The 21,764-nt window shown below is 70.8% G+C and carries 20 protein-coding genes; 12 read left to right on the plus strand and 8 right to left on the minus strand.

Annotation, left to right across the window (positions count from 1 at the left end):
• Positions 1-54: 54 nt before the first annotated feature.
• Genes efeO through ACIP6U_RS45610 form a run of 4 tightly spaced genes read left to right on the plus strand, consistent with a single transcriptional unit; the run spans position 55 to position 4,286 of the window.
• On the plus strand, positions 55-1,203 hold the full coding sequence (gene efeO / locus ACIP6U_RS45595) for an iron uptake system protein EfeO (RefSeq protein WP_401729117.1): 1,149 nt from the start codon (positions 55-57) through the stop codon (positions 1,201-1,203).
• A gap of 7 nt (positions 1,204-1,210) precedes the next feature.
• On the plus strand, positions 1,211-2,458 hold the full coding sequence (gene efeB / locus ACIP6U_RS45600) for an iron uptake transporter deferrochelatase/peroxidase subunit (protein ID WP_401729118.1): 1,248 nt from the start codon (positions 1,211-1,213) through the stop codon (positions 2,456-2,458).
• 3 nt (positions 2,459-2,461) lie between these two features.
• Complete coding sequence (gene efeU / locus ACIP6U_RS45605; RefSeq protein ID WP_401729119.1) at positions 2,462-3,334, plus strand: iron uptake transporter permease EfeU; 873 nt, start codon at positions 2,462-2,464, stop codon at positions 3,332-3,334.
• Positions 3,294-4,286: a hypothetical protein gene (locus tag ACIP6U_RS45610; protein WP_401729121.1), complete on the plus strand. Its 993-nt coding sequence runs from the start codon at positions 3,294-3,296 to the stop codon at positions 4,284-4,286. Before efeU ends, ACIP6U_RS45610 begins: the two co-directional genes overlap by 41 nt.
• 30 nt (positions 4,287-4,316) lie before the next feature.
• On the opposite strand, the gene ACIP6U_RS45615 is transcribed toward ACIP6U_RS45610, so the two are convergent.
• The 5 genes from ACIP6U_RS45615 to ACIP6U_RS45635 form a co-directional block, all read right to left on the minus strand.
• Positions 4,317-5,063 carry a bifunctional DNA primase/polymerase gene (locus ACIP6U_RS45615; protein WP_401729222.1) on the minus strand — a complete coding sequence of 249 codons (747 nt, stop codon included), beginning with the start codon at positions 5,061-5,063 and terminating at the stop codon, positions 4,317-4,319.
• Between the two features lie 123 nt (positions 5,064-5,186).
• A complete protein-coding gene (locus ACIP6U_RS45620; RefSeq protein ID WP_401729123.1) occupies positions 5,187-5,816 on the minus strand; it encodes a TetR/AcrR family transcriptional regulator in 630 nt (209 codons plus the stop codon).
• Positions 5,817-5,843: 27 nt separating this feature from the next.
• On the minus strand, positions 5,844-6,854 hold the full coding sequence (locus ACIP6U_RS45625) for a small ribosomal subunit Rsm22 family protein (RefSeq protein ID WP_401729124.1): 1,011 nt from the start codon (positions 6,852-6,854) through the stop codon (positions 5,844-5,846).
• 169 nt (positions 6,855-7,023) lie between these two features.
• The gene (locus tag ACIP6U_RS45630; protein ID WP_401729223.1) at positions 7,024-8,193 is read right to left on the minus strand and encodes a serine hydrolase domain-containing protein; all 1,170 of its coding nucleotides are present in this window, start codon (positions 8,191-8,193) and stop codon (positions 7,024-7,026) included.
• The gene (locus ACIP6U_RS45635; protein WP_401729126.1) at positions 8,145-9,509 is read right to left on the minus strand and encodes a multidrug effflux MFS transporter; all 1,365 of its coding nucleotides are present in this window, start codon (positions 9,507-9,509) and stop codon (positions 8,145-8,147) included. Before ACIP6U_RS45635 ends, ACIP6U_RS45630 begins: the two co-directional genes overlap by 49 nt.
• Positions 9,510-9,612: 103 nt before the next feature.
• Here ACIP6U_RS45635 and ACIP6U_RS45640 point away from each other — a divergent pair, with 103 nt between their 5' ends.
• Together ACIP6U_RS45640 and ACIP6U_RS45645 are read left to right on the plus strand one after the other, a co-directional pair.
• Positions 9,613-10,611, plus strand: coding sequence for a Gfo/Idh/MocA family protein (locus ACIP6U_RS45640; RefSeq protein WP_401729128.1), 999 nt, complete (start codon positions 9,613-9,615; stop codon positions 10,609-10,611).
• A 61-nt stretch (positions 10,612-10,672) separates the two neighbouring features.
• Entirely contained in the window at positions 10,673-11,461 is a 789-nt protein-coding gene (locus tag ACIP6U_RS45645) for an SDR family oxidoreductase (protein WP_401729130.1), read from the plus strand.
• A gap of 242 nt (positions 11,462-11,703) precedes the next feature.
• Here ACIP6U_RS45645 and ACIP6U_RS45650 read toward each other — a convergent pair whose 3' ends face one another.
• Complete coding sequence (locus ACIP6U_RS45650; protein ID WP_401729131.1) at positions 11,704-12,900, minus strand: D-alanyl-D-alanine carboxypeptidase family protein; 1,197 nt, start codon at positions 12,898-12,900, stop codon at positions 11,704-11,706.
• A 200-nt stretch (positions 12,901-13,100) separates the two neighbouring features.
• On the opposite strand from ACIP6U_RS45650, the gene ACIP6U_RS45655 reads away from it, so the two are divergent.
• A complete protein-coding gene (locus ACIP6U_RS45655) occupies positions 13,101-14,558 on the plus strand; it encodes an ABC transporter permease (protein ID WP_401729133.1) in 1,458 nt (485 codons plus the stop codon).
• Between the two features lie 93 nt (positions 14,559-14,651).
• Entirely contained in the window at positions 14,652-15,449 is a 798-nt protein-coding gene (locus ACIP6U_RS45660; protein ID WP_401729135.1) for an ABC transporter ATP-binding protein, read from the plus strand.
• A gap of 46 nt (positions 15,450-15,495) precedes the next feature.
• On the opposite strand, the gene ACIP6U_RS45665 is transcribed toward ACIP6U_RS45660, so the two are convergent.
• Both ACIP6U_RS45665 and ACIP6U_RS45670 read right to left on the minus strand, forming a co-directional pair.
• Positions 15,496-16,482, minus strand: coding sequence for an aldo/keto reductase (locus ACIP6U_RS45665; protein WP_401729137.1), 987 nt, complete (start codon positions 16,480-16,482; stop codon positions 15,496-15,498).
• An 88-nt stretch (positions 16,483-16,570) separates the two neighbouring features.
• Positions 16,571-16,897: a nuclear transport factor 2 family protein gene (locus ACIP6U_RS45670; RefSeq protein ID WP_401729138.1), complete on the minus strand. Its 327-nt coding sequence runs from the start codon at positions 16,895-16,897 to the stop codon at positions 16,571-16,573.
• A 167-nt stretch (positions 16,898-17,064) separates the two neighbouring features.
• On the opposite strand from ACIP6U_RS45670, the gene ACIP6U_RS45675 reads away from it, so the two are divergent.
• The 4 genes from ACIP6U_RS45675 (at position 17,065) to ACIP6U_RS45690 (ending at position 21,682) form a co-directional block, all read left to right on the plus strand.
• Positions 17,065-17,643 carry a DoxX family protein gene (locus ACIP6U_RS45675; RefSeq protein WP_401729139.1) on the plus strand — a complete coding sequence of 193 codons (579 nt, stop codon included), beginning with the start codon at positions 17,065-17,067 and terminating at the stop codon, positions 17,641-17,643.
• 22 nt (positions 17,644-17,665) lie between these two features.
• Positions 17,666-18,031, plus strand: coding sequence for a MazG-like family protein (locus ACIP6U_RS45680; RefSeq protein ID WP_401729140.1), 366 nt, complete (start codon positions 17,666-17,668; stop codon positions 18,029-18,031).
• Positions 18,032-18,168: 137 nt separating this feature from the next.
• Positions 18,169-20,139, plus strand: coding sequence for a glycoside hydrolase family 5 protein (locus ACIP6U_RS45685; protein WP_401729141.1), 1,971 nt, complete (start codon positions 18,169-18,171; stop codon positions 20,137-20,139).
• Positions 20,140-20,320: 181 nt separating this feature from the next.
• Complete coding sequence (locus ACIP6U_RS45690; RefSeq protein WP_401729143.1) at positions 20,321-21,682, plus strand: lectin; 1,362 nt, start codon at positions 20,321-20,323, stop codon at positions 21,680-21,682.
• The last annotated feature ends 82 nt before the right edge of the window (positions 21,683-21,764 follow it).

Genomic DNA, 21,764 nt, shown 5'->3' on the forward strand with positions numbered 1-21,764 from the left:
ACCATCCCAGTGTGAGCCCCGACACGCGATTTTTCGCCATCCTCAGGAGCCTGCATGCGAGCCGTCAGACTCTCCGCCGTCACCGCAGTCGCCACCGCCGCGGCCCTGGCAGCCGTCACGGGCTGCACCGAGAAAAGCTCGGGCGACGGTGACGACGCGATCCAGGTGACCGCCGCCGACTCCAAGTGCGACACCTCCGTCAAGTCGGTGGCGGCCGGTCAGGTCACCCTGAAGATCGAGAACACGGGCTCCAAGGCGACCGAGGTCGAGATCCTCTTCCCGGACGACCGGATCGTCTCCGAGAAGGAGAACATCGGGCCCGGGACCAAGTACACGCTCACCGCCGAGGTCAAGGCGGGCTCGTACGAGATCGCCTGCCGGCCCGGCATGAAGGGCCACGGCGTCCGGCAGAAGCTCACCGTCACCGGCGGCTCGGTCGCCAAGCGCGACCCGAAGCTGGACGCGGCCGTCGCCGCCTACCGCGAGTACGCGCAGAACGAGGCCGACACGACGATCCCGAAGGTGGAGACCTTCGTCAACGCCATCAAGGCGGGCGACCTCGACGCCGCCAAGAACGCCTACGCCCCCTCCCGTGTCGGCTGGGAGACCACCGAGCCGATCGCCGAGTCGTTCGGGGACATCGACCCCAAGACCGACACCCGCGCCGACGGCCTGGAGAAGGGCCAGAAGTGGACCGGCTGGCACGCGCTGGAGAAGGCGCTGTGGGAGGACAAGAAGATCGGCGCCGAGCAGAAGACCCTCGCCGATGAGCTGCTCACCGACCTGAAGGACTGGCAGAAGCGGGTCGGCAAGGCCGAGATCACCCCGACCTCCATGGCCAACGGCGCCAAGGAACTCCTCGACGAGGTCGCCACCGGCAAGGTCACCGGCGAGGAGGACCGCTACTCGCACACCGACCTGAGCGACTTCAAGGCCAACGTCGACGGCGCGCAGAAGGCGTACGAGCTGCTCAAGCCGGTCGCGCAGAAGAACGACGCGGCCCTCACCACCGAACTGGACAAGCAGTTCGCCTCGCTCAACACGCTGCTGGACAGGTACCGCTCGGACAGCCCGCACGACAAGGCGTACAACGGCTTCGTGTCGTACGCCACGGTCACCAAGCCCAAGCAGAAGGAGCTGTCGGACGCGGTCAACGCCCTCGCGGAGCCGCTCTCCAAGCTCGCCGCCACCGTCGTGAAGTAGGCCTGAGATGACCGAAGTCGAGGAAAGCGAAAGCGGTACTCCTTCCCGCCGTTCGCTGCTCGGCTGGGGCGGTGCCGGGCTCGCGCTCGGTGCCGTCGCGGCCGGCGGCACGGTCGCGGCGGTCCGCTCCGGCGACGACATGGACCCGGCCGCCGCCGAGACGGGCGCGGCGGTCGCCTTCCACGGCGCCCACCAGTCCGGTATCGCCACGCCGGTGCAGGACCGGCTGCACTTCGCCGCGTTCGACGTACAGACCGACGACCGCGCCGAGTTCGTACAGATGCTGAAGGACTGGACGGCCGCCGCGCGCCGGATGACCGCCGGGAAGGCGGTCGGGGACGGCGCGTACGGCGGTCTGGCGGAGGCCCCGCCGGACGACACCGGCGAGGCGCTGGGGCTCAAACCGTCCCGGCTGACGCTGACGATCGGCTTCGGTCCGTCGCTCTTCAAGAAGTTCGGGCTGGCGGACCAGCGGCCCGAAGCCCTCGTCGAACTCCCCCAGTTCGCCGGCGAGAACCTGGACAGGAACCGCAGCGACGGTGACCTGTGCATCCAGGCCTGTGCGGACGACCCGCAGGTCGCCGTGCACGCGATCCGCAATCTCGCCCGCATCGGCTTCGGCAAGGTCGTCATCCGCTGGTCCCAGCTCGGCTTCGGGAAGACCTCGTCCACGACACCCGACGCCCAGACCCCGCGCAACCTGATGGGCTTCAAGGACGGCACCCGGAACATCGCCGGCACCGAGACGGCCCGGTTGAAGAAGTACGTGTGGGCCGAGGGCCCCGACTGGATGAGCGGCGGCTCGTATCTCGTCGCCCGGCGCATCCGCATGCACATCGAGACCTGGGACCGCACCTCGCTGCAGGAGCAGGAGGACATCTTCGGCCGGGACAAGGGCGAGGGCGCTCCGGTCGGCAAGGCCAAGGAGCGGGACAAGCCGTTCCTGAAGGCCATGCTGCCCGACGCACACGTCCGGCTGGCGCACCCCGACTCCAACCAGGGCTCGACGATCCTGCGCCGCGGCTACTCCTTCACCGACGGCACGGACGGCCTGGGGCGGTTGGAGGCGGGCCTGTTCTTCCTCGCCTACCAGAAGGACGTGCGCGACGGATTCATCCGTATCCAGCGGCACTTGGCGACCGACGCCCTCAACGAGTACATCCAGCACGTGGGTTCGGCGGTCTTCGCCGTCCCGCCGGGCGTCCGCGACAAGGACGACTGGTGGGGCAGCACGCTGTTTTCCAAGGAGGCCTGACGCGTGTTCTCCAACTACCTGATCGGTCTGCGCGAGGGCCTGGAAGCCAGCCTCGTCGTCTGCATCCTGATCGCCTACCTGGTCAAGACGGACCGCAGGGACGCCCTGAAGCCGATCTGGATCGGCATCGCCGTCGCCGTGCTCATCGCGATGGGGTTCGGCTGCGCGCTCGAATTCGGCTCCCAGGAGCTGACGTTCCAGGCGCAGGAGGCGCTCGGCGGCTCGCTGTCGATCGTCGCGGTCGGCCTGGTGACGTGGATGGTGTTCTGGATGCGGCGCACCGCCCGGCACCTGAAGTCCGAGCTGCACGGCAAGCTGGACGCGGCCCTGGCGATGGGCACCGGCGCGCTGGTCGCCACCGCGTTCCTCGCCGTGGGCCGCGAGGGCCTGGAGACCGCCCTGTTCGTGTGGGCGTCGGTGCACGCGGCGAGCGACGGCACCCCGCGCCCGCTGGTCGGCGTCGCGCTCGGCCTCGCCACCGCCGTCCTCCTGGGCTGGCTCTTCTACCGCGGCGCCCTGAAGATCAACCTCGCGAAGTTCTTCACGTGGACCGGCGCGATGCTCGTCGTCGTCGCGGCGGGCGTGCTGGCGTACGGCTTCCACGACCTCCAAGAGGCGGACTGGATCCCGGGATTGACCAACCTGGCCTTCGACATCAGCAACACGATCCCGCCGGACAGCTGGTACGGCACCCTCCTCAAGGGCGTCCTCAACTTCCAGCCGGACCCGACCGTCCTCCAGGTCACGGTGTGGCTGCTGTACCTGGTCCCGACGCTCGCGCTCTTCTTCGCCCCGGTAGGGTTCGCCTCCGGGAAGGGGAAGGTGAAGACACCTGATGAGCAGGGATCTCGGCCCTCGAAGGCTCCGCAGGCTTGACCGGCGCGTACTGATAGCGGCCTCGGTGACCGCTTTGTCGCTGACGGCGAGCGGTTGTGTGGTGGTGCACGGCGAGCGCGAGGTGCTCCCCTCCACCACCCGCGCCGAGGCCGCGAAGGCACTTGAGCAGTTCACGACCGCGTACAACGCGGCGGACAAGGCCTACGACAGTTCGCTCGACGCCGACCATGTCACCGGCGCCCTCGGCGACATCGACGCGGCCCGGCTGAAGGCCGGTCACACCAACAGCCCGGCCGGCAACCCGTCGCACACGCCGCTGACGCTGACGAACGCGACGTTCACGATCCCCAAGAAGGCGGGCTGGCCACGCTGGTTCGTCGCCGAGGCGCAGGGCAACAAGGGCGGAAACCTGCGCTGGCTGCTGGTGTTCACCCGTGACGACCTGGCCGAGCCGTTCCAGGTGGCGTATCTGACACTGATCACGCCCGGCTCACTGCCCAAGGTCAAGAAGGACGCGGCCGGCTGGGCCGAGGCCGTGCCCGCCAACTCCACCGGACTCACCGTCCCGCCCGGGCAGTTGAGCAACGACTACGCGACCTACCTGAAGAACGGCGGGCAGGGCTTCGCCGACGGCCCGCACACCAGCGAGTGGCGCGCCCAGCGCGCGAAGTCGGCGAAGAAGCCGGGCCTGGTGACGCAGTTCATCGACGAGCCGGTCACCAGCGGCGACTACGCCCCGCTGGCGCTGCGCACCGAGGACGGCGGCGCGCTGGTGTTCTTCACGACCCGGCGCTTCGAGAAGGAGACCGCCGCGGCGGGCACCGCGATCCCCACCCCGAACGCGAACGTGCAGGCCCTGACGACCGGCGAGATCAAGCAGTCGCTCACCATGGAGTTCGTCTCCAACGGGGTGGCGCTGGACCCGAAGAGCGGCGGCAAGGTGACGATCATGGCCCGCCTGGAGGGGCTGACTTCGGCCGAGGGGTCCTGAACGGTCAGGTCCCTCAGCGGAGTTGAACGGTCAGTGGCGCGAAGGCCAGGCCGCGCTCGCGTGGTCGGGCTCCTCGCCCGCGTACCGGGCGCACGCGTCGGTGAGGGTCTCCAGCAGGCTCAGCGGGTCGGGCAGCGGGTGCTCCAGACCGCGTACCCACCACACGGACCGGTCGTCGGCACCGGGGAGCCGGGCGGGCGGTACGAGGACGTAGGACCCGCGGCAGTGCCAGCGCAGTCCGTGGTGCTCGTCCATCGTCTCGGGGTGGCAGTCCAGCTCGCAGGGCCACCACTCGTCCTCGTCCTCGGGGGTGCCCCGGGTGAGGGTGAAGAACAGCAGCCGGCCGTCGGAGCTCTCGGCGACGGGTCCTACCTCGACGCCGGCGCCGAGCAGTCGCTCCAGCGCGGAGCGGCCCGCCTCCAGCGGCACGTCGAGGACGTCGTGCACCATGCCGGTCGCGGTGATGAAGTTGGCCTGCGGCTGATGCCGGGCCCAGCGCTCGATCTGCGCCTTGTCGGTGGTGGACTGCGTCTGCCACGCGAACGACACCGGGTGCCGCGCCGGGGTGGGACAGCCGACGCGGTCGCAGGAACAGCCGTAGCCGGCGGCCGGATACGCGGCGGGGGCGAGCGGCAGCCCCGCTCCGGCGGCCGCCAGCAGCAGGGCCTCACGACCACCGTCGCCGGTGGGCTCCTTGGGCCCGCGTCCGCGCAGCCACTGGGAGATTCTGCCCTGTAGGCCGGTCCGGCCGGCCGAGTCCGCGCGGTCCCCGCTCATCTGCACCTCGCCTCGCTGTCGTCCCAACAGCATGCCTCATGGTCCCATCGTCGTGCGCTCCGGGGGGTGCAGAGCCGACATCTGGGGAGGTCCCGACACCGTGGCACCCGATGGCACCGGGTGTCACCTCGGGGCGAGACCGCCCAGCGCGTAGTCGACGAGAGTGTCCGTGTACGCGTAGGAGATCGGTCCCGTGTGCTGGAGCCAGCGCTGGGCGAGCGGGGAGACGAACAGCTCCAGGGCGATACGGGGATCCACGTCGGGCCGGATCCCGCCGGCGTCCTGGGCCGAGCGCAACCGGTCGACGTAGAGCTGGAGTTGGGGCTCGAGGAGCTTGGCGACGAACTCGCGGCCGAGCTGCTCGTTGACGAGGCCCTCGGCGGCCAGCGCGCGTGACGGTGCCTCGAAGCGGGGGTCGAGCAGTTCGTCGACCGTGGCCCGCAGGACGGCCTTGAGGTCGGCGGCGAGGTCTCCGGTGTCGGGGATGCGGTACGGCTCGTGTCCGGCGTCCCGCGCGGCCCGCTCGCCCATGTCGAGGAACGCCTCCAGCAGCACGTCCGCCTTCGACGGCCACCACCGGTAGATGGTCTGCTTGCCCACACCGGCCCGCGCGGCGATGCCCTCGACGGTCGTCTTCGGGTAGCCGACCTCCGCGACGAGGGCGAGCGCGGCGTCGTGGATCGCCCGCCGGGACCTGTCGCTGCGGCGGGTGGCGTCGGGGGTGGCGCGGTCGGGGGTGGGCTTTTTGACCATGGGTCGACGGTACCGGCCTGGGAGTTTCTACGGCTGTGCGGTGTACGGCGGCCAGGAGTCGCCCCAGTTCGCGTCCCGGGCGGCCTTGTACAGGTCGCCGTGGCGTTTGGTGACCGTCGTGCGGCGCAGCTGTTCGTCGGGCTCGCACAGGTCGAGGAGGACCTGGCCCTTGCGGATCTGAGGGCGGCGGACGATCCGGGCGAGGGCGGGCGCGGACGCCTGGGCGGCGGGCTTGAAGCGGGTCGCGGCGACGTAGCTGAACTTCTCGTCCTCGTACGGCAGTGAGCCGCCCTTCACCTTGCGGTGCAGGGAGGAACGGCTGACCCGCGCCGAGAAGTGGCACCAGTCCGTGCCGGGGGTGATCGGGCAGGGGGCGCTGTGCGGGCAGGGGGCGGCGATGTGGAAGCCGGCGGCGATCAGGCGGGTGCGGGCCTCGATCACGCGGGCGTAGCCGTCGGGGGTGCCGGCCTCGACGATGACGATCGCCTGCGCGGCTGTCGCGGTGGCGTCGATCAGGGCGGTGCGGTCCTGTTCCGTCAGTTCGTTGAGGACGTAGGAGACGGTGACCAGGTCGGTGGGGGCGAGGGTGAGGGTCTTGCCGATGCGGGCCTTTTGCCAAGTGGCTTCGCGGAGGGGCGGGTTGGTGGCGGCGAGTTCCTTGCCGAGGGCGAGGGCGGGTTCGGCCCAGTCGAGGACGGTGATCTTGCGGGGGCCGGGCCAGGTGGCGGAGACGGCCCAGGTGGCTGCGCCGGTGCCGCCGCCTACGTCTGTGTGGGTGGTGGGGGTCCAGTCGGGGGTTGCGGCGGCGAGTTCTTCGAGGGCTGTGTGGGCTGCCTCGAAGGTGGCGGGCATGCGGTAGGCGGCGTAGGCGGCCACGTCCGCGCGGTCGCGGAGGATGGGGGTGTGGGTGGGGGTGGTGCCCCGGTAGGTGGTGATGAGGCGGTCCACGGCTTGGGACGCCTGCTTGGGCGGAAGGCCGTCGAGGAGGGTGGCGAGTCTCGCGCGGAGGGCTTCCGCCGGGGGTACGGGGGCATTCACTCCGCGATTCTAATCTCGCCCCCGCCGCCCCTACCCGTCCCATCCTCCAGGGGCTCTGCCCCTTCGACCCCGTCCGGGGGCCAGCCCCCGGGCCCCCGCTCCTCAAACGCCGGAGGGGCTGGAATTGGCGAGTGGGTGGGCTGGAATTAGCGGGTGGGTGGGCTGAAAGTCACCTCACCGCCCTTGCCATTCTTGTTGCCAGTTGGGCCCTCGGGGTGTTGTCCGGAGGGCGGCGTCTTGGGTGGACCGTGTTGGCCAGGAGGACCACGAACGTGTCCGTCTCTCGGTCCAGGACCAGGGACGTGCCCGTGAAGCCCGTGTGGCCTGCCGCGCCCTGGCCCGACAACTCGCCCATGAACCACGGTTGGTCGAGGGCGAAGCCCAATGCCGGTGGGGTGAGGAGGAGTTCGACCAGGTCGGGGCCGAGGATGCGGGCGGGACCGTAGGAGCCGCCCGCCAGGAGGGTGCGGGCGAAGACCGCCAGGTCTCGGGCCGTGGAGAACAGGCCCGCGTGGCCGGCCACTCCGCCCAGGGCCCAGGCGTTCTCGTCGTGGACCACTCCTCGGAGCATGCCTCGGTCCGCCTTGGCCCAAGGACGTCGTTGGTCCTCGGTCGCGGCGGCGCCGGGGCAGGGGCCAAAGGCCGTCGACGTCATGCCCAGGGGGCGGGTGATGCCCTCGTGGACGAGGACGTCCAGGGAGCGGCCCGTGATGCGTTCCAGGACGTACTGGAGGAGGAGCAGGTTGAGGTCCGAGTAGGTGTAGGTGCCGGGGACTCCTACCGGGGGTTCCGCTTGGAGGAGAGCCAGGCGTTCCTCGTCGTTCTCGCAGTCGTAGAGCGGGAGTTCGGGGCGCAGGCCCGATGTGTGGGTGAGGAGTTCGCGGATGGTGATGCCGTGTCTGGCCGCCGCTCGGAAGTCCGGGAGGTAGTCGCCGACGCGTGCGTCGATGCCCAGCGTGCCGCGTTCGATCTGCTGGACGGCGGCGACCGAGGTGAAGAGTTTGGTCAGGGACGCCAGGTCGAAGGGGGTGTCCACCGTTGTCGGGACGCGAGAGCTTTTCGGGAGTTCGACTCCCTTGTCCCGCTCCGGGTCGTACGACGTGTAGCGGACCGCCCAGCCCGCCGCCTCCGCCACCGCGATCACCGGACCGCGGCCGGCGACCACGACCGCGCCCGCCGCCCAGGGGCGGTCCCCGGCGGTGAGGTCGTGGACCTCCTGGGCGAGCAGACGGAGTTCCTCGGGGTCGAGGCCGGCACGTTCCGGTGTGTCGTCGCGCAGTCTGGGTGCGCTCAGCTCCCTGCTCCCTCCAGGCTCGTACGTTTGTTCCAGGGACGGCAGATTCCCATGAAGCAGGCCAGCGCCACCAGTGCGGCCGCCAGTTGGACGACGGCCATCGGGACGGCCGTGTGCTCCCCGGCGATCCCGACGAGCGGCGAGGCGACCGCGCCTATCAGGAAGGACGACGTTCCGAGCAGCGCGGATGCAGAACCGGCCGACTGTTTGGTGCGCATCAGGGCCAGCGCCTGGGCGTTGGGCAGCGTCACCCCCATGGCCGACATCAGGACGAACAGGGCGGCGGCCACCGGAACCAGCCCGACCTCGCCGAACGCGCCCGTCGACATGAGCAGCAGCGCGGTCGCGGCGGCGATCACGACGAGCAGGCCGACGCCCAGCACCGTCTCCAGGGTGACCCGGCCGACCAGCAGCTTGCCGTTGATCTGGCCGACGATCACCAGGCCGACCGAGTTCAGGCCGAACAGCAGGCTGAACGTCTGCGGGGAGGCGCCGTAGATCTCCTGGATCACGAACGGCGAGGCCGCTATGTACGCGAACAGCGCGGCGAAGGTGAAGCCGCCCGTGAGCATGTAGCCGGTGAAGGGCGGGTCGGCCAGCAGGCGGCGCATCGCGTGCAGGGCCTCGCCCACCCCGCCGCTGTGGCGCTCGGCGGGGGCGAGGGTCTCGGGGAGTCTCACCCACACGACCGCGGTGAGCAGCACGCCGACCACCGTCAGGACCACGAACACGCCCCGCCAGTCCGTCACCCGCAGGATCTGGCCGCCGATCAGCGGCGCGACGATCGGGGCGACCCCGGAGACCAGCATGAGCGTCGAGAAGAAGCGGGCCATCGCCACGCCGTCGTACAGGTCACGGACCACCGCGCGGGCGATGACGATCCCGGCCGCGCCCGCCAGGCCCTGCGCGAGGCGGAAGGCGACCAGGACCTCGACGGTCGGCGCGAGGGCGCACAGGACCGTGGCGACGACGTACACCACCAGGCCGGTCAGCAGCGGGCGGCGGCGGCCCCAGCGGTCGCTCATCGGGCCGACCACCAGCTGGCCGAGCGCCATGCCGAGCAGACAGGCGGTGAGCGTGAGCTGGACGGTCGCGGCGGGCGCGTGCAGGGAGCGGGTGACCTCCGGGAGCGAGGGGAGGTACATGTCCATCGCCAGCGGGGGCGTGGCGGTGAGGCCGCCCAGGATGAGCGTGACGAGGATGCCGGTGCGGCGGGCGGCGAGGACGGTGGGGGCGGTGGTGGGGACGGCCGGTTCCGCGGCGGGTTCGGCCGCGGGTGCCGTCGCCGGCTTCGTGTTCTGCTCCACGCCCGGGTCCATGCCCTGGTCCAGGCGCGGTGGCGGCGCCCCCTGCTCGGGCATGTGCCCCTCCCTCTCCGATTGATCCGACACCTATGCTCTCAGCTCGTACACAGTGCCGAGGGTCACACGAGCGGCCGAGGCACCTGAGCGAGGGCGGCGCGAGATGGCGGCGGAGAACGTGCGGTGGGGAATTCTGGCGACCGGTGGGATCGCCGCCGCGTTCACGGCGGATCTGGTCGATCTGCCGGATGCCGAGGTGGTCGCGGTCGCCTCGCGCACCGAGGCGTCGGCGAAGGCGTTCGCGGAGCGGTTCGGGATCGAGCGGGCCTACGGCGACTGGGACGCGCTGGCGCACGACGAGGACATCGATGTCGTGTACGTCGCCACCCCGCACTCGGCGCACCGGGTGGCCGCGGGGCTGTGCCTGGAGGCCGGGCGGAACGTGCTGGTGGAGAAGGCGTTCACGCTCAACGCGCGCGAGGCGGACGAGTTGGTCGCCCTGGCCCGGGGGCGCGGGAGCTTCCTGATGGAGGCCATGTGGATGTACTGCAACCCGATGATCCGGCGGCTCAAGGCGCTGGTCGACGACGGCGCGATCGGTGAAGTGCGGACCGTTCAGGCGGACTTCGGGCTCGCCGGGCCCTTCCCGCCGGCGCATCGGCTGCGCGATCCGGAGCAGGGCGGCGGCTCGCTGCTCGACCTCGGGGTGTATCCGGTGTCGTTCGCGCAGCTGCTGCTCGGGGAGCCGTCGGACGTGGTGGCGCGAGCGGTGCTCTCGGACGAGGGCGTCGATCTCCAGACCGGAGCGCTGCTCTCCTGGGAGAGCGGGGCTCTCGCTTCGGTGCACTGCTCCATCGTCGGCGGTCTGGCGACCTCGGCCTCGGTCACCGGCTCGCTGGGCCGCATCGACGTCCCGGACGGCTTCTTCTTCCCGGACCGCTTCGTCCTGCACCGCGACGGACGTGATCCGCAGGAGTTCACCGCCGACCCGGCCGACGGTCCGCGCAACAGCCTCAAGCACGAGGCCCGCGAGGTCATGCGCGCGCTGCGGGCCGGCGAGACCGAGTCCCCTCTCGTCCCGATCGACGGCACCCTCGCCGTGATGCGGACGCTGGACGCGATCCGGGAGCGGATCGGGGTGCGGTACCCGGACGAGGCGTGATCCCGGCGACACCGGAACGGGGCGTGACCTCGCGGGATCCCGCTTCGTAGGCTGCGGTCCCATGGATGCTGAGCAATCGAAGACCGCCGTATCGAGATCCGCCGTACCGAAGGTCGCCGTGGTGACAGGCGCCGGTTCCGGGATCGGGCGGGCCGTCGCCGTCGAGCTGTCGCACGCCGGCTGGTCCGTCGCGCTGGCCGGGCGGCGCGCCGAGACGCTGGCGGAGACGGCGGCGCTCGTGCCCGACGGCGCCGCCCTCGTCGTACGCACCGATGTCTCCCAACCGGCCGACGTGGACGCGCTGTTCGCCGCGACCGTGGAGCGATTCGGGCGGGTGGACCTGCTGTTCAACAACGCGGGGACGTTCGGTCCCGGTGGGGTGCCGGTGGAGGAACTGCCGTACGAGGCCTGGCGGCACGTGGTGGACACCAACCTCAACGGGGCGTTCCTGTGCGCGCAGGCGGCCTACCGACGGATGAAGGAGCAGGAGCCGCAGGGCGGACGGATCATCAACAACGGTTCCATCTCCGCCCATACGCCCCGGCCGCTGTCGGTGGCGTACACGGCGACCAAGCACGCGCTGACCGGCCTCACCAAGTCGCTGTCCCTTGACGGGCGGCCGTACCGGATCGCGGTGGGGCAGATCGACATCGGCAACGCGGCGAGCGCCATGACGGCGGGGATGAGCACGGGCGCGATGCAGGCGAACGGTGAGGTCGCGCCCGAGCCCGTGATGGACGTGGCCGATGTCGGGCGCACCGTGCGGCACATGGCGGAGCTGCCGCTGGAGGCGAATGTGCAGTTCGCGACCGTACTGGCGACGACGATGCCGTACGTCGGCCGCGGCTGAGCGCGTCCACCGACCCCCAACTCCCCAACTTGCACAAGCGGAATTTGACCGTCCGCACTATTGCGGCCGGTGGCGGCCTTATGCTCAACTCTCCTACACAAGAGCTTCACACTTGGAGCACGGGGCTTCCGCAGACCAAAACCGAGGGGGGAGGCGGCAGCCGTTCCACGGCATCGCGTGGGGGTGGACCTCATGCGGGACCGTGAGGTACGCACCGGTGCCTGGAACGGCTGCCGCGAGACTCAGTCGGGGCGGTCCGCCTCGTTCGCCTTCGTCGCCCCCTCAACTCCCGTTGCTCCGGCCGCCCTTCGCCTGCGCAGCGCCCACGCCCCGCCCGCCAGCAGCGCGACCGCGCCGCCCGCGCCCGCGAGCGTCCCCCAGGCCGAGGACCCGCCGTCCGCCGCCGAACCCGGTGCCCCGGCCGCCGCCCGGGCCGATGCGCCACCCGGGGTCGCGGTCGCCTTGGCCCCGCCCTCGCTGAGCGGATCGACCAGCGTGCCCAGCGCCCGGGCCGAACTCCCTTTGCCGAAGCCCCAGTCGAGCAGCGCGGCCGTCTCCTCGTAGACGGCGTTGTAGCCGCTCCTGGGGTGCATCACCGTCACCAGCAGGGTCCGGCCGCCGCGGGTGGCGGCTCCGGTGAAGGTGTTGCCGGCGTTGCTCGTGTAACCGTTCTTGACCCCGATCAGACCGTCGTACGTCTTCACCCCGTACGTGCCGGTGAGCAGGCGGTCGGTGTTCTGGATCTGGAACGTCTTCTTGCCGCGCGCCGGGAAGTCGGCGGTCCTGGTGGCGCAGTACGCGCGGAAGTCGGCGTCCTTCAGCCCGTGCCGGGCGAAGAGCGTGAGGTCGTAGGCGGACGACAGCTGGCCCTTGTGGTCGAAGCCGTCGGGGCTGACCACATGGGTGTCCAGGGCCTGCAGATCCTCCGCCCTGGCCTGCATCTCGGCGACCGTCCTGGCGATCCCGCCGTTCATGTGGGCGAGCACGTGCACGGCGTCGTTGCCCGAGCGCAGGAAGACGCCCTGCCACAACTGCTCGACGGTGTACGTGATTCCGGGCTTGACGCCGACCAGGCTGGAGCCGGACGGGATGCCGGCCAGGTCCGCGTCGGTCACCCGGTACCGCTCGGCCCGCTCGAACTTCCCCAGCACGGTGTCGGCGAACAGCATCTTCAGCGTGGACGCGGGCGCGAGCCGCCGGTGCGGGTCGCGGGCGGCGAGCACCTCTCCGCTGTCGCAGTCGGCGACGAGCCAGGCGGCGGCGGTCAGCTTGGCGGTGAGCGCCTTGGGCAGACCTGTGCCCTGAATTCCGGCGCGGGCCAGCCGCGCACCGCCGACAACGGTCGAGGCGTGCGCGTCGGTCGCCGTGGCGAGCGGAATGGCGGCGGCCGCGCACAGGCCGAGCGCGGTCCGCCGGGAGAGCGGGTGGGAAGCGTGCATCCCGGGACCGTACACCGCACCCAACAGGGGTTTCCTGGCAGTAGACCCTCTACAGGATAAGAATTGCCTGTCTTATACAAATTTGAATCCCCACCCTGCTTTCTCAGCCCTGACACATCCTTTACTCAGCCTGGCTCAAAGGTTTCTCCATACCTTGTGGCAGCGCCCACAGCGGGCGCCAAGAACCTTTGGGGAACGGGATGTTTGGCATCTATCTCAAGCGCGAACTGGGCCGGAGAAAGAAAGCGGCTCTGGTCATCGCTCTGGGTCTGGCGCTCGGAATCGCTCTGGTCATCACCGTCAACTCGGTGTCGGCCGGCATGGCGCAGGCGCAGGACAAGGTCCTGAAGTCGCTCTACGGCCTCGGCACGGACATGACCGTGACCAAGGCGCAGTCCGCCCCCACCAGCGGCAGCTCCGGGGGCCCGAGGTTCAACTTCGACGCCAAGTCGAGCAGCAGCACCACGCAGAGCTCCGACCGGGTCAATACGCAGGGCGGTCAGGTCCTCGCGTCCTCCCTGGTCACCAAGGTCGCGGCACAGAAGGGTGTGTCGGACGCGGTCGGCGCGCTCACCCTGAACGTCACCAAGGTCGACGGCTCGTTCACCCAGGGCAAGGCGCAGTCCTCCACCTCCGGCTCCTCCCAGCAGGGCGGCCCCGGCGGCGGCAACAGCGGCAGCACCGCCCCGCCCCAGGTGCAGGGCGGCGGCGCGTCCTTCGACGTCAACTCCTACTCGGTGGCGGGCATCGACGTCACGGACCAGGACCTCGGCCCGCTCGCCACGTCGAAGATCACCTCGGGCAGGACCTTCACCTCCGCGCAGGCGAACTCCAAGGTCGCGGTGGTCAGCAAGTCCTACGCCAAGGAGAAGAAGTACAAGGTCGGTTCGACCTTCAAGATCTCCGGCACCAAGTTCACGGTCATCGGCATCGCGACGCCCGACAGCTCCGAGTCCACCACCGACGTCTTCCTGCCGCTGAAGCAGGCGCAGACGCTCGGCGACTCGAAGAACAAGGTCACCACGATCTACGTCAAGGCGACCGACTCGAAGCAGATCTCGACCGTCAAGTCGACGATCCAGAAGAACATCTCGGGTACGACGGTCACCACCTCCGCCGACCTCGCCTCCACCGTCTCCGGCTCGCTGTCCACCGCCTCCGACCTGGCGACCAGCGTCGGCAAGTGGCTCTCGATCGCGGTGCTGGTGGCGGCCTTCCTGGTCGCCGCGCTGCTGACCTCCTCGGCGGTCTCCCGCCGGGTGCGCGAGTTCGGCACGCTGAAGGCGCTGGGCTGGCCGAGCCGCAAGGTGACCCGGCAGGTCGTCGGCGAGTCCATGGTCAACGGCCTGATCGGCGGCGGCCTCGGCATCGCGCTGGGTCTTGCGGCGGCCTACACGGTGACCGCGATCAGCCCCAAGCTGACCGCGCAGCTCGGCTCCACCGGCGGTGGCGGCCAGGGCGGCGGTCCCGGTGGCGGCGGCCCCGGCCGGCAGTCCGCGGCCAGCACCATGGAGATCGCCCTCTCCGCCCCGGTCTCCCTGACCACCATCGCGCTCGCGGTGGGCCTGGCGGTCACCGGCGGTCTGATCGCCGGCGCCATGGGCGGCTGGCGCGCCTCCCGAATGCGCCCGGCGGACGCCCTGCGCAGCGTGTCGTAACACCCCCCGTGCAGGGGCGCCGCCGCCACTCCCCCGGGCGGCGGCGCCCCGCCCCCTACCTCCTGCCACATCTCCTGACCTCCTGGAGTTCCCATGTACAGACTCAGCGGCGTCACCAAGCGGTACACACGCGGCAAGGAGACGGTCGAGGCGCTGCGCGACATCGACCTGACCATCGAGGACGGCGACCAGCTCGTCATCCAGGGCCCGACCGGCGGCGGCAAGTCCACCCTGTTGCAGATGATCGGCGGCCTGGACCGGCCGACCGAGGGCAGCGTGGAGCTGGACGGCGTCGACCTCGCCCGCATCAGCGAGGCCAAGCTGACCCGGCTGCGTGCCGAGAAGGTCGGCATCATCTTCCAGTCGTTCAACCTCATCCCGACCCTGACCGCGCAGGAGAACGTCGAGACGGCCCTGGTGCCGCTCGGCGTGAAGCCCGCCGAGCGGCGCGAGCGGGCGGCCGAGGCGCTGGCCTCGGTCGGCCTCGGCGACCGTCTGCGGCACGCCCCCGCCGAGCTCTCCGGCGGCCAGCAGCAGCGCGTGGCGATCGCCCGCGCGCTGGTGAAGAAGCCGAAGGTGCTGCTCGCCGACGAGCCCACCGGCAACCTCGACGAGGGCACCCGCGACGACATCATGGGCCTGCTGGAGGGCCTGTGGCACGAGTACGGGCTGACCTTCGTCATGGTCACCCACGACTCCTCCATCGCTCGCCGCGCCCCGCGCCTGGCGACCATCAAGGCCGGCCGTCTGACGCTCACGGAGCAGGGCGGGCAGTTCACCCAGGCGGCACAGCAACAGCCGTACGGGGAGCAGCAGTTCGGCGATCAGGGCTACGGCGGTCAGCAGCCCGGCGATCAGCAGTACGCCCGGTACGGCAACCAGGGGTACTGACGGCACGGCGCCCGGCGTTACCGAATGCCGTGCCCGCAGGGGCCGTTCACCTTCCGAGCACCCGGTCGATCTCGGCCAGCTGCCAGGCGGTGAGCGGCCCCTTCTCGATGGCGCCCGCGTTCTGCTCGGCCTGCTCGACCGACCGGAACCCGGGGATCGGGATCGTCCGCGGGCTGCGCGCCCAGATCCAGGCGAGGGCGCCCTGGGCGGGTGTGCGGCCCTCGCTGGTGAGGATGGAACGCAGGGCGTCCACCCGGGCGACCCAGTCCTCGTCGGCGCCCTCGCCCTGCTTGAAGCCGGTCAGCCAGGCAGGCGGGGTGTTGCGGATGTCGCCCGCTTCGAGGGCGCGTCCGGCGCGCTGCTTCCCGGTCAGCAGACCCATGGCGAGGGGACTGCGGTTGACGCTCGCGAGCCCGGACTCCTCGCACAGCGTGAGCATGTCGGGCGCGTCGTTCAGCACGTTGAGCGCGTGCTGAACGGCGGCGCAGTGCTCCCCCTGCGCGAACACGGCGGCCCGGGCGGGGTCGTCGGTGCTCCAGGCATAGGCGCGAATGAGGCCCTCGCGCACGAACTCCTCGCACTGGTCCCGGAGTTCGGCCGCCCGCTGCGGATCGGCGTCGGAGAGGTGCAGCTGGTAGAGATCGACGTACTCAGTGCCGAGCCGCTCCAGCGAGGCGGTCAGGGCGCGGCGGGCGTACTCCGGGGTGTCGTCGCTGCCGGTGAGGGTGCGGGTCTCCTCGTCGAAGACGTTGCCCCACTTGGTGGCGACCACGACGTCCTCGCGCCGCTTGCCGAGCGCTCGCCCGAGCACGCGCTCACTGTGCCCGGCGCCGTAGGTGTCGGCGGTGTCGAAGTACGTCACCCCGAGGTCGAGGGCGCGGCGGATCGCCCGTACGGACTCGTCGTCGTCGACCTTGCCCCAGCCCAGGGGCTGTCCGTCGGGATCCTGCCACTCTCCCCCGATGGCCCAGCAGCCGAAACCGAGGGCGCTCACTTCGATACCGCTGCGGCCGAGTGTCCTGTTGGTCTTCATACCGACAGACGCTAGGAGTTGGAGCGCACACGAAGGCAAGGGGTATGCGGAAGGCGGGGCGTTTTCAAGAGTGGGTCCTACGGACCGGTCACGCCTGCCCGGTCTCGAACCGGGAGATCCTGCCGTCGTCCTCGACCGTGAAACTCCACCGGGTGCGCATCTCGCCCCAGGTGTCGTTGCGGTAGTTCGCGAGGAGCGCGCGGCCGCCCTGGGACTCGTTGTCGACGTCGAGGTGACCGTTGGAGGAGAAGATCTCCCGGTCGATCCACTCGTCGAGGTCCCGGTCGGAGCCGTCGTCCGCCATCGTCGCGCCGGGCGCGAGCAGCGCCACGAAGCCGTCGCGGTCATGGGCGTTGACGGCGGTGACGAAGGCCCGGACGGTCGGGTCGGTGAGTTTGGCTGGCTGAATCGTCATGCCAGCAGACTCACACCGCTCCCCCACGACCGCCACCCGAACGGCCGCGCGAACGGGCCTGCGGGGTGGGTGCGGTGGGACGGTGGAGACACGGGGAGGGCCGTCGATGGAGACCGGCGGAGACATGGGGAGGTGACCTGTTCCTGCCGACCGCACCGGGAGTCGACGTGACCTGCTACGACCGACGTGATCTGGGCCTGCTGTTGCTCCGGCTGGGCACGGGAGGTGTGCTGGCCGCGCACGGCGCGCAGAAGCTGTTCGGCTGGTTCGGAGGGCACGGGATCGAGGGGACCGGCCGGTTCATGGAGTCCGTGGGCTACGCGCCCGGCCGGGCCAGCGCCACGGCGGCGGGCCTCGCCGAGGCGGGCGGCGGCACCCTGCTGGCCCTGGGCCTGGCCACCCCGGCGGCGGGCGCGGCGGCGGCCGGGGCGATGGCGGGGGCGGCCGCGGTGCACACCCCGAACGGCTTCTTCGCCGCGGGCGGCGGCTACGAGTACGCGGCGAGCCTGAGCCTGACCGCGGCCGGCCTCGCCGTCACGGGCCCGGGCCGCCTCTCCCTCGACCACGCCCTCGGCCACGCGGTCGACCGCAACTGGATGGTCCCGGTGGCACTGGGCGTGACGGCGGCGGTGACGGCGGCGGTCGTGGGGATGCGGAACCAGCGACTGCGGAGGGTGGTGGACGAGGAGGAAGGGGAGGACTGGGAGGAGGGGGCGGGGGCGCAGGAGGTGCTGTTCGACCGGTGAGCCCGCGTGACAGGCTCCGTGTATGAGTGATCAGGACCTTTCCGCCCCGCCGGCCGCCGCTCCCGTCGACCTCTGGGCCGCCATCGACGACCTGTGGACCTGGCTGGAGGCGAACCGTCCGCTCGACGGCAAGGAAGGCATGCTGCTGCGCATGCTCAAGCTGTCGGAGGAGGTCGGCGAGGTCGCCGAGGCGGTGATCGGGGCGACCGGCCAGAACCCGCGCAAGGGCATCACCCACACGTGGGACGACGTCCAGGCGGAACTGTGCGATGTCGTCATCACGGCCCTGGTCGCGCTGCGCACCCTGACCCCGGATACCCGCGAGGTCTTCGCCCACCATCTGGCGCGGGTGCGGTCGCGGTCGCTGGGGGTGGACGGGGCGTCATAGCCACGGCCGAAGCCTTAGCCATAGCCATAGCCACCGCTACGAAGACCACGGTCACGAGGAACGTCCAGTCCTGGACCGGACCAACACCCTCCCAGGACTGGACCTGCCCCGCACCCACCCCCCATGATGACGCTGCCATGACAACAACGACGTCGTCTCGCAGGGCGGTCACCGTGCGCGGATCCCTCGTCAGGGCCACTCTGGCCGCCGTACTCCTGCTGGTACTTCCGGTACCGGTGTCGACGGCCTCGGCCGAATCGGGAGCCGAGCCGGCCGCGCCGGCGCCGGTCACCTCTCCCGTGGTCGCCGCCACCGACTGGACGCCCCCGCTCAGCACCCGGGGCCGCTGGATCGTCGACGCCAACGGCAACCGCTTCAAGCTCCGCTCCGGCAACTGGCACGGCGCCAGCGGCACTTGGAACGGCTCGGGCAGCACGGACGACGACGCCAACCACCACGCGGGGGAGAACTCCGGCCGGATGCCGCTGGGCCTGGACCGCGCGTCCATCGCCGAGATCATCGCCGGTTTCAAAGAGATCGGCATCAACAGCATCCGGCTGCCGTTCTCCAACGAGATGATCCACGACACCGTGCCCGTCACGGACCGCTCGGTCGCCGCCAACCCGTCCCTGCACGGTCTGACCCCGCTCCAGGTGTACGACGTGGTGGTGCGCGAGCTGACCGCCGCCGGGCTCGCCGTGATCCTCAACAACCACACCAACACGACCCGTTGGTGCTGCGGGGTCGACGGGAACGAGCGCTGGAACGCGAGCCAGTCGACCCAGACCTGGGAGGACGACTGGCTGTTCATGGCCCGCCGCTACCGGGACAACAAGCGCGTGGTCGGCGCCGACCTCTACAACGAGGTGCGCCGCAACGTCTGGGACGACCCCAACTGGGGCCTGGGCGACGACCACGACTGGTTCGCCGCCTCGCAGCACGTCGGCGATCGCATCCTCACGGAGGCCAACCCCGATCTGCTGATCGTCGTCGAGGGCATCAACTGGACCGGCATCCCGATCGACGGCTTCGCGCACGAACGCCCCACCCTGGCACCCGTACGCACCCTCTCGCACACCCTCGTCGACTCCGGCAAGCTCGTCTACTCGGCCCACTTCTACGACTACACCGGCCCCAACCACAGCGGAGCGACCGGCACAGGCGAGACCAGCGACCCCCGCTACCGCGACCTGACTCCGGCCGAGCTGACCCAAGTCCTGTACCGGCAGGCCTTCTTCGTGACCGCCGAGCAGGACCAGCACTTCACCGCACCTGTCTGGATCAGCGAGTTCGGCGTCGGCGGCCGGGAGGAGACCGGCGCGAAACCGCGCGCCTGGTTCGAGAACTTCGTCGACGAACTGATCCGCAACGACGCCGACTTCGCCTACTGGCCGCTGGTCGGCTGGCACGAGAACCGCACCGGCAACGGCTGGGCCCTGCTGCACTGGGACAGCCAGGGCCGGCGCATGGGCCTGTACGACGGTGACGACTGGCGGGCGGCCGCCTGGACCCGGCTGATCACCGCGACCGGCCGGACCGGGCCCGTGGCGGCCGTGCCGGAGTGGTCCCAGCTCAGCCCCGACCACGGCGACTTCGTCCAGTCCCGGCGGCTGCGCGCCCTGCCCGACTGGGACTCCGGCGCCCGCAAGGCGGCCTGCCCCGACGGGCAGCGGCTGCTGGGTCTGAGCCACACGGGCAACCGGGCGCTGTGCTCGGACGTGACCGCGGGCGCGCTGTGGGCACCGGCCGGCGCCCACGAGGTGGTCGTCGACGAACGGCATGTCGCGGCGGGCGGCGACTGGGCGTCGGGCTACACCAAACTCCAGTGCGCCGACGGTCAGTTCATGACGGGATACAGCGTCCGCGGCGCCGCCGTATCGGCCGTCCTGTGCGCGACCGCGTCCGCCGGACGGCTCGGTTCCGGCGGCCGTACCGTCTGGTTCGACCGCGGTGACAACCGGGGATCGGCGCCGAAGGGCGGAGACTTCGCGTCCGGCAACTACAAGGGCCAGTGCGCCGACGACGAGTACGCGGCGGGCGTCGCGTACACGGGCCGGCTGGGCTCGTCGCGGACACCGGACGCGCTGTACTGCCGCAAACTGGCCTGAAGCGTTGCCGTCACACCCTGACGTCAGGCAAGCCGCTTCCGTCAAACCTTACTTCACCTCTTGACGTAAGTGGTCCATACCTTTAAGTTCACCGGTCAGCCCCAGTACCACGCGTGCGTTCGCCCTGCACCGGTCGCCCCGGCCCCGGGCGTCCCACCCCCCACGAAAGGGCCGATCTGTCATGCCCAGACCACTCGTCGCCGCGCTCTCCGTCGCGGCACTCACCCTCTCCGCCGGCCTCCTCGCCAGCACCCCCGCCTCCGCCGCGACCGGCACGATCACCGGCCTCGGCGGCAAGTGCCTGGACGTGGCGGGCGCCAGCTCCGCCGACGGCACGGCCGTCCAGCTCTACGACTGCAACGGCACCGCCGCCCAGCAGTGGACCGTGGGCACCGACGGCACGATCCGCGCGCTGGGCAAGTGTCTTGACGTCACCGGGAGTTCGACCGCCGACGGCACCAAGATCCAGCTGTGGACGTGTTCCGGCGCCGCCAACCAGAAGTGGACCGTCTCCGCCGCCCGCGACATCGTCGGCACGCAGGCCAACAAGTGCCTGGACGCCACCGGCAACTCCTCGGCCAACGGCACCCGCGCCCAGATCTGGACGTGCTCCGGCGGCGCCAACCAGAAGTGGACCGCGCCCGCCGCCGGCGGCGACAACCCGCCGACCTCCTCGCCCCTGGCCGTGGCGCCCTACCTCTACAACGGCTGGGGCAGCCCGCCGAGCCCCACCACGATCACCAACGCCACCGGCGTCAAGAACTTCACGCTCGCCTTCGTCCTCAGCAACGGCTACTGCAACCCCCAGTGGGACGGCGGCCGCGCGCTGACCGGCGGCGTGGACCAGTCCACGATCAACACCATCCGGGCCAACGGCGGCGAGGTCATCCCGTCCTTCGGCGGCTACAGCGGCAACAAGCTGGAGAGCTCCTGCTCCAGCGCCGGTGAGCTGGCGGCGGCGTACCAGAAGGTGATCAACGCCTACGCGCTCAAGGCGATCGACATCGACATCGAGGCCGACGCGTACAGCAACGGGACCGTGCAGCAGCGCACGGTGGACGCGCTGAAGACCGTGAAGGCCAACAACCCGGGCATCAAGATCTACATCACCATCGGCACCGGGCAGAGCGGCCCCGACACCAGCCTGATCAACCGGGCGCACAACTCCGGTCTGACGGTGGACGCGTGGGCCATCATGCCGTTCGACTTCGGCGGCGCGGGCCAGAACATGGGCAACCTGACGGTCCAGGCCGCCGAGGGCCTGAAGAACGCGCTGAAGAGCGCGTACGGCTACACCGACGACGCGGCCTACCGGGACATGGGCATCTCGTCCATGAACGGGATCACCGACAACAACGAGACCGTCACCGTCGCCGACTTCCGCACGATCCTCGCCTACGCCCAGCAGCACCACCTGGCCCGGCTGACCTTCTGGTCCGCCAACCGCGACCGGCCCTGCACCGGCGGCCCCGCCGACAGCTGCTCCGGCGTGAGCCAGGGCAACTGGGACTACACCCGCGTCTTCTCGGCCTACACCGGCTGACCGACGGTGTACGCCGACTGAGTCGCGGCGTACACCGGCCCGGCTCGGCCCGCACCGGCCGAGCCGGGCCGCACCCCACCCC

The organism is Streptomyces sp. NPDC088794, from assembly GCF_044750545.1.
In the GTDB taxonomy this organism is placed as follows: Bacteria; Actinomycetota; Actinomycetes; order Streptomycetales; family Streptomycetaceae; genus Streptomyces.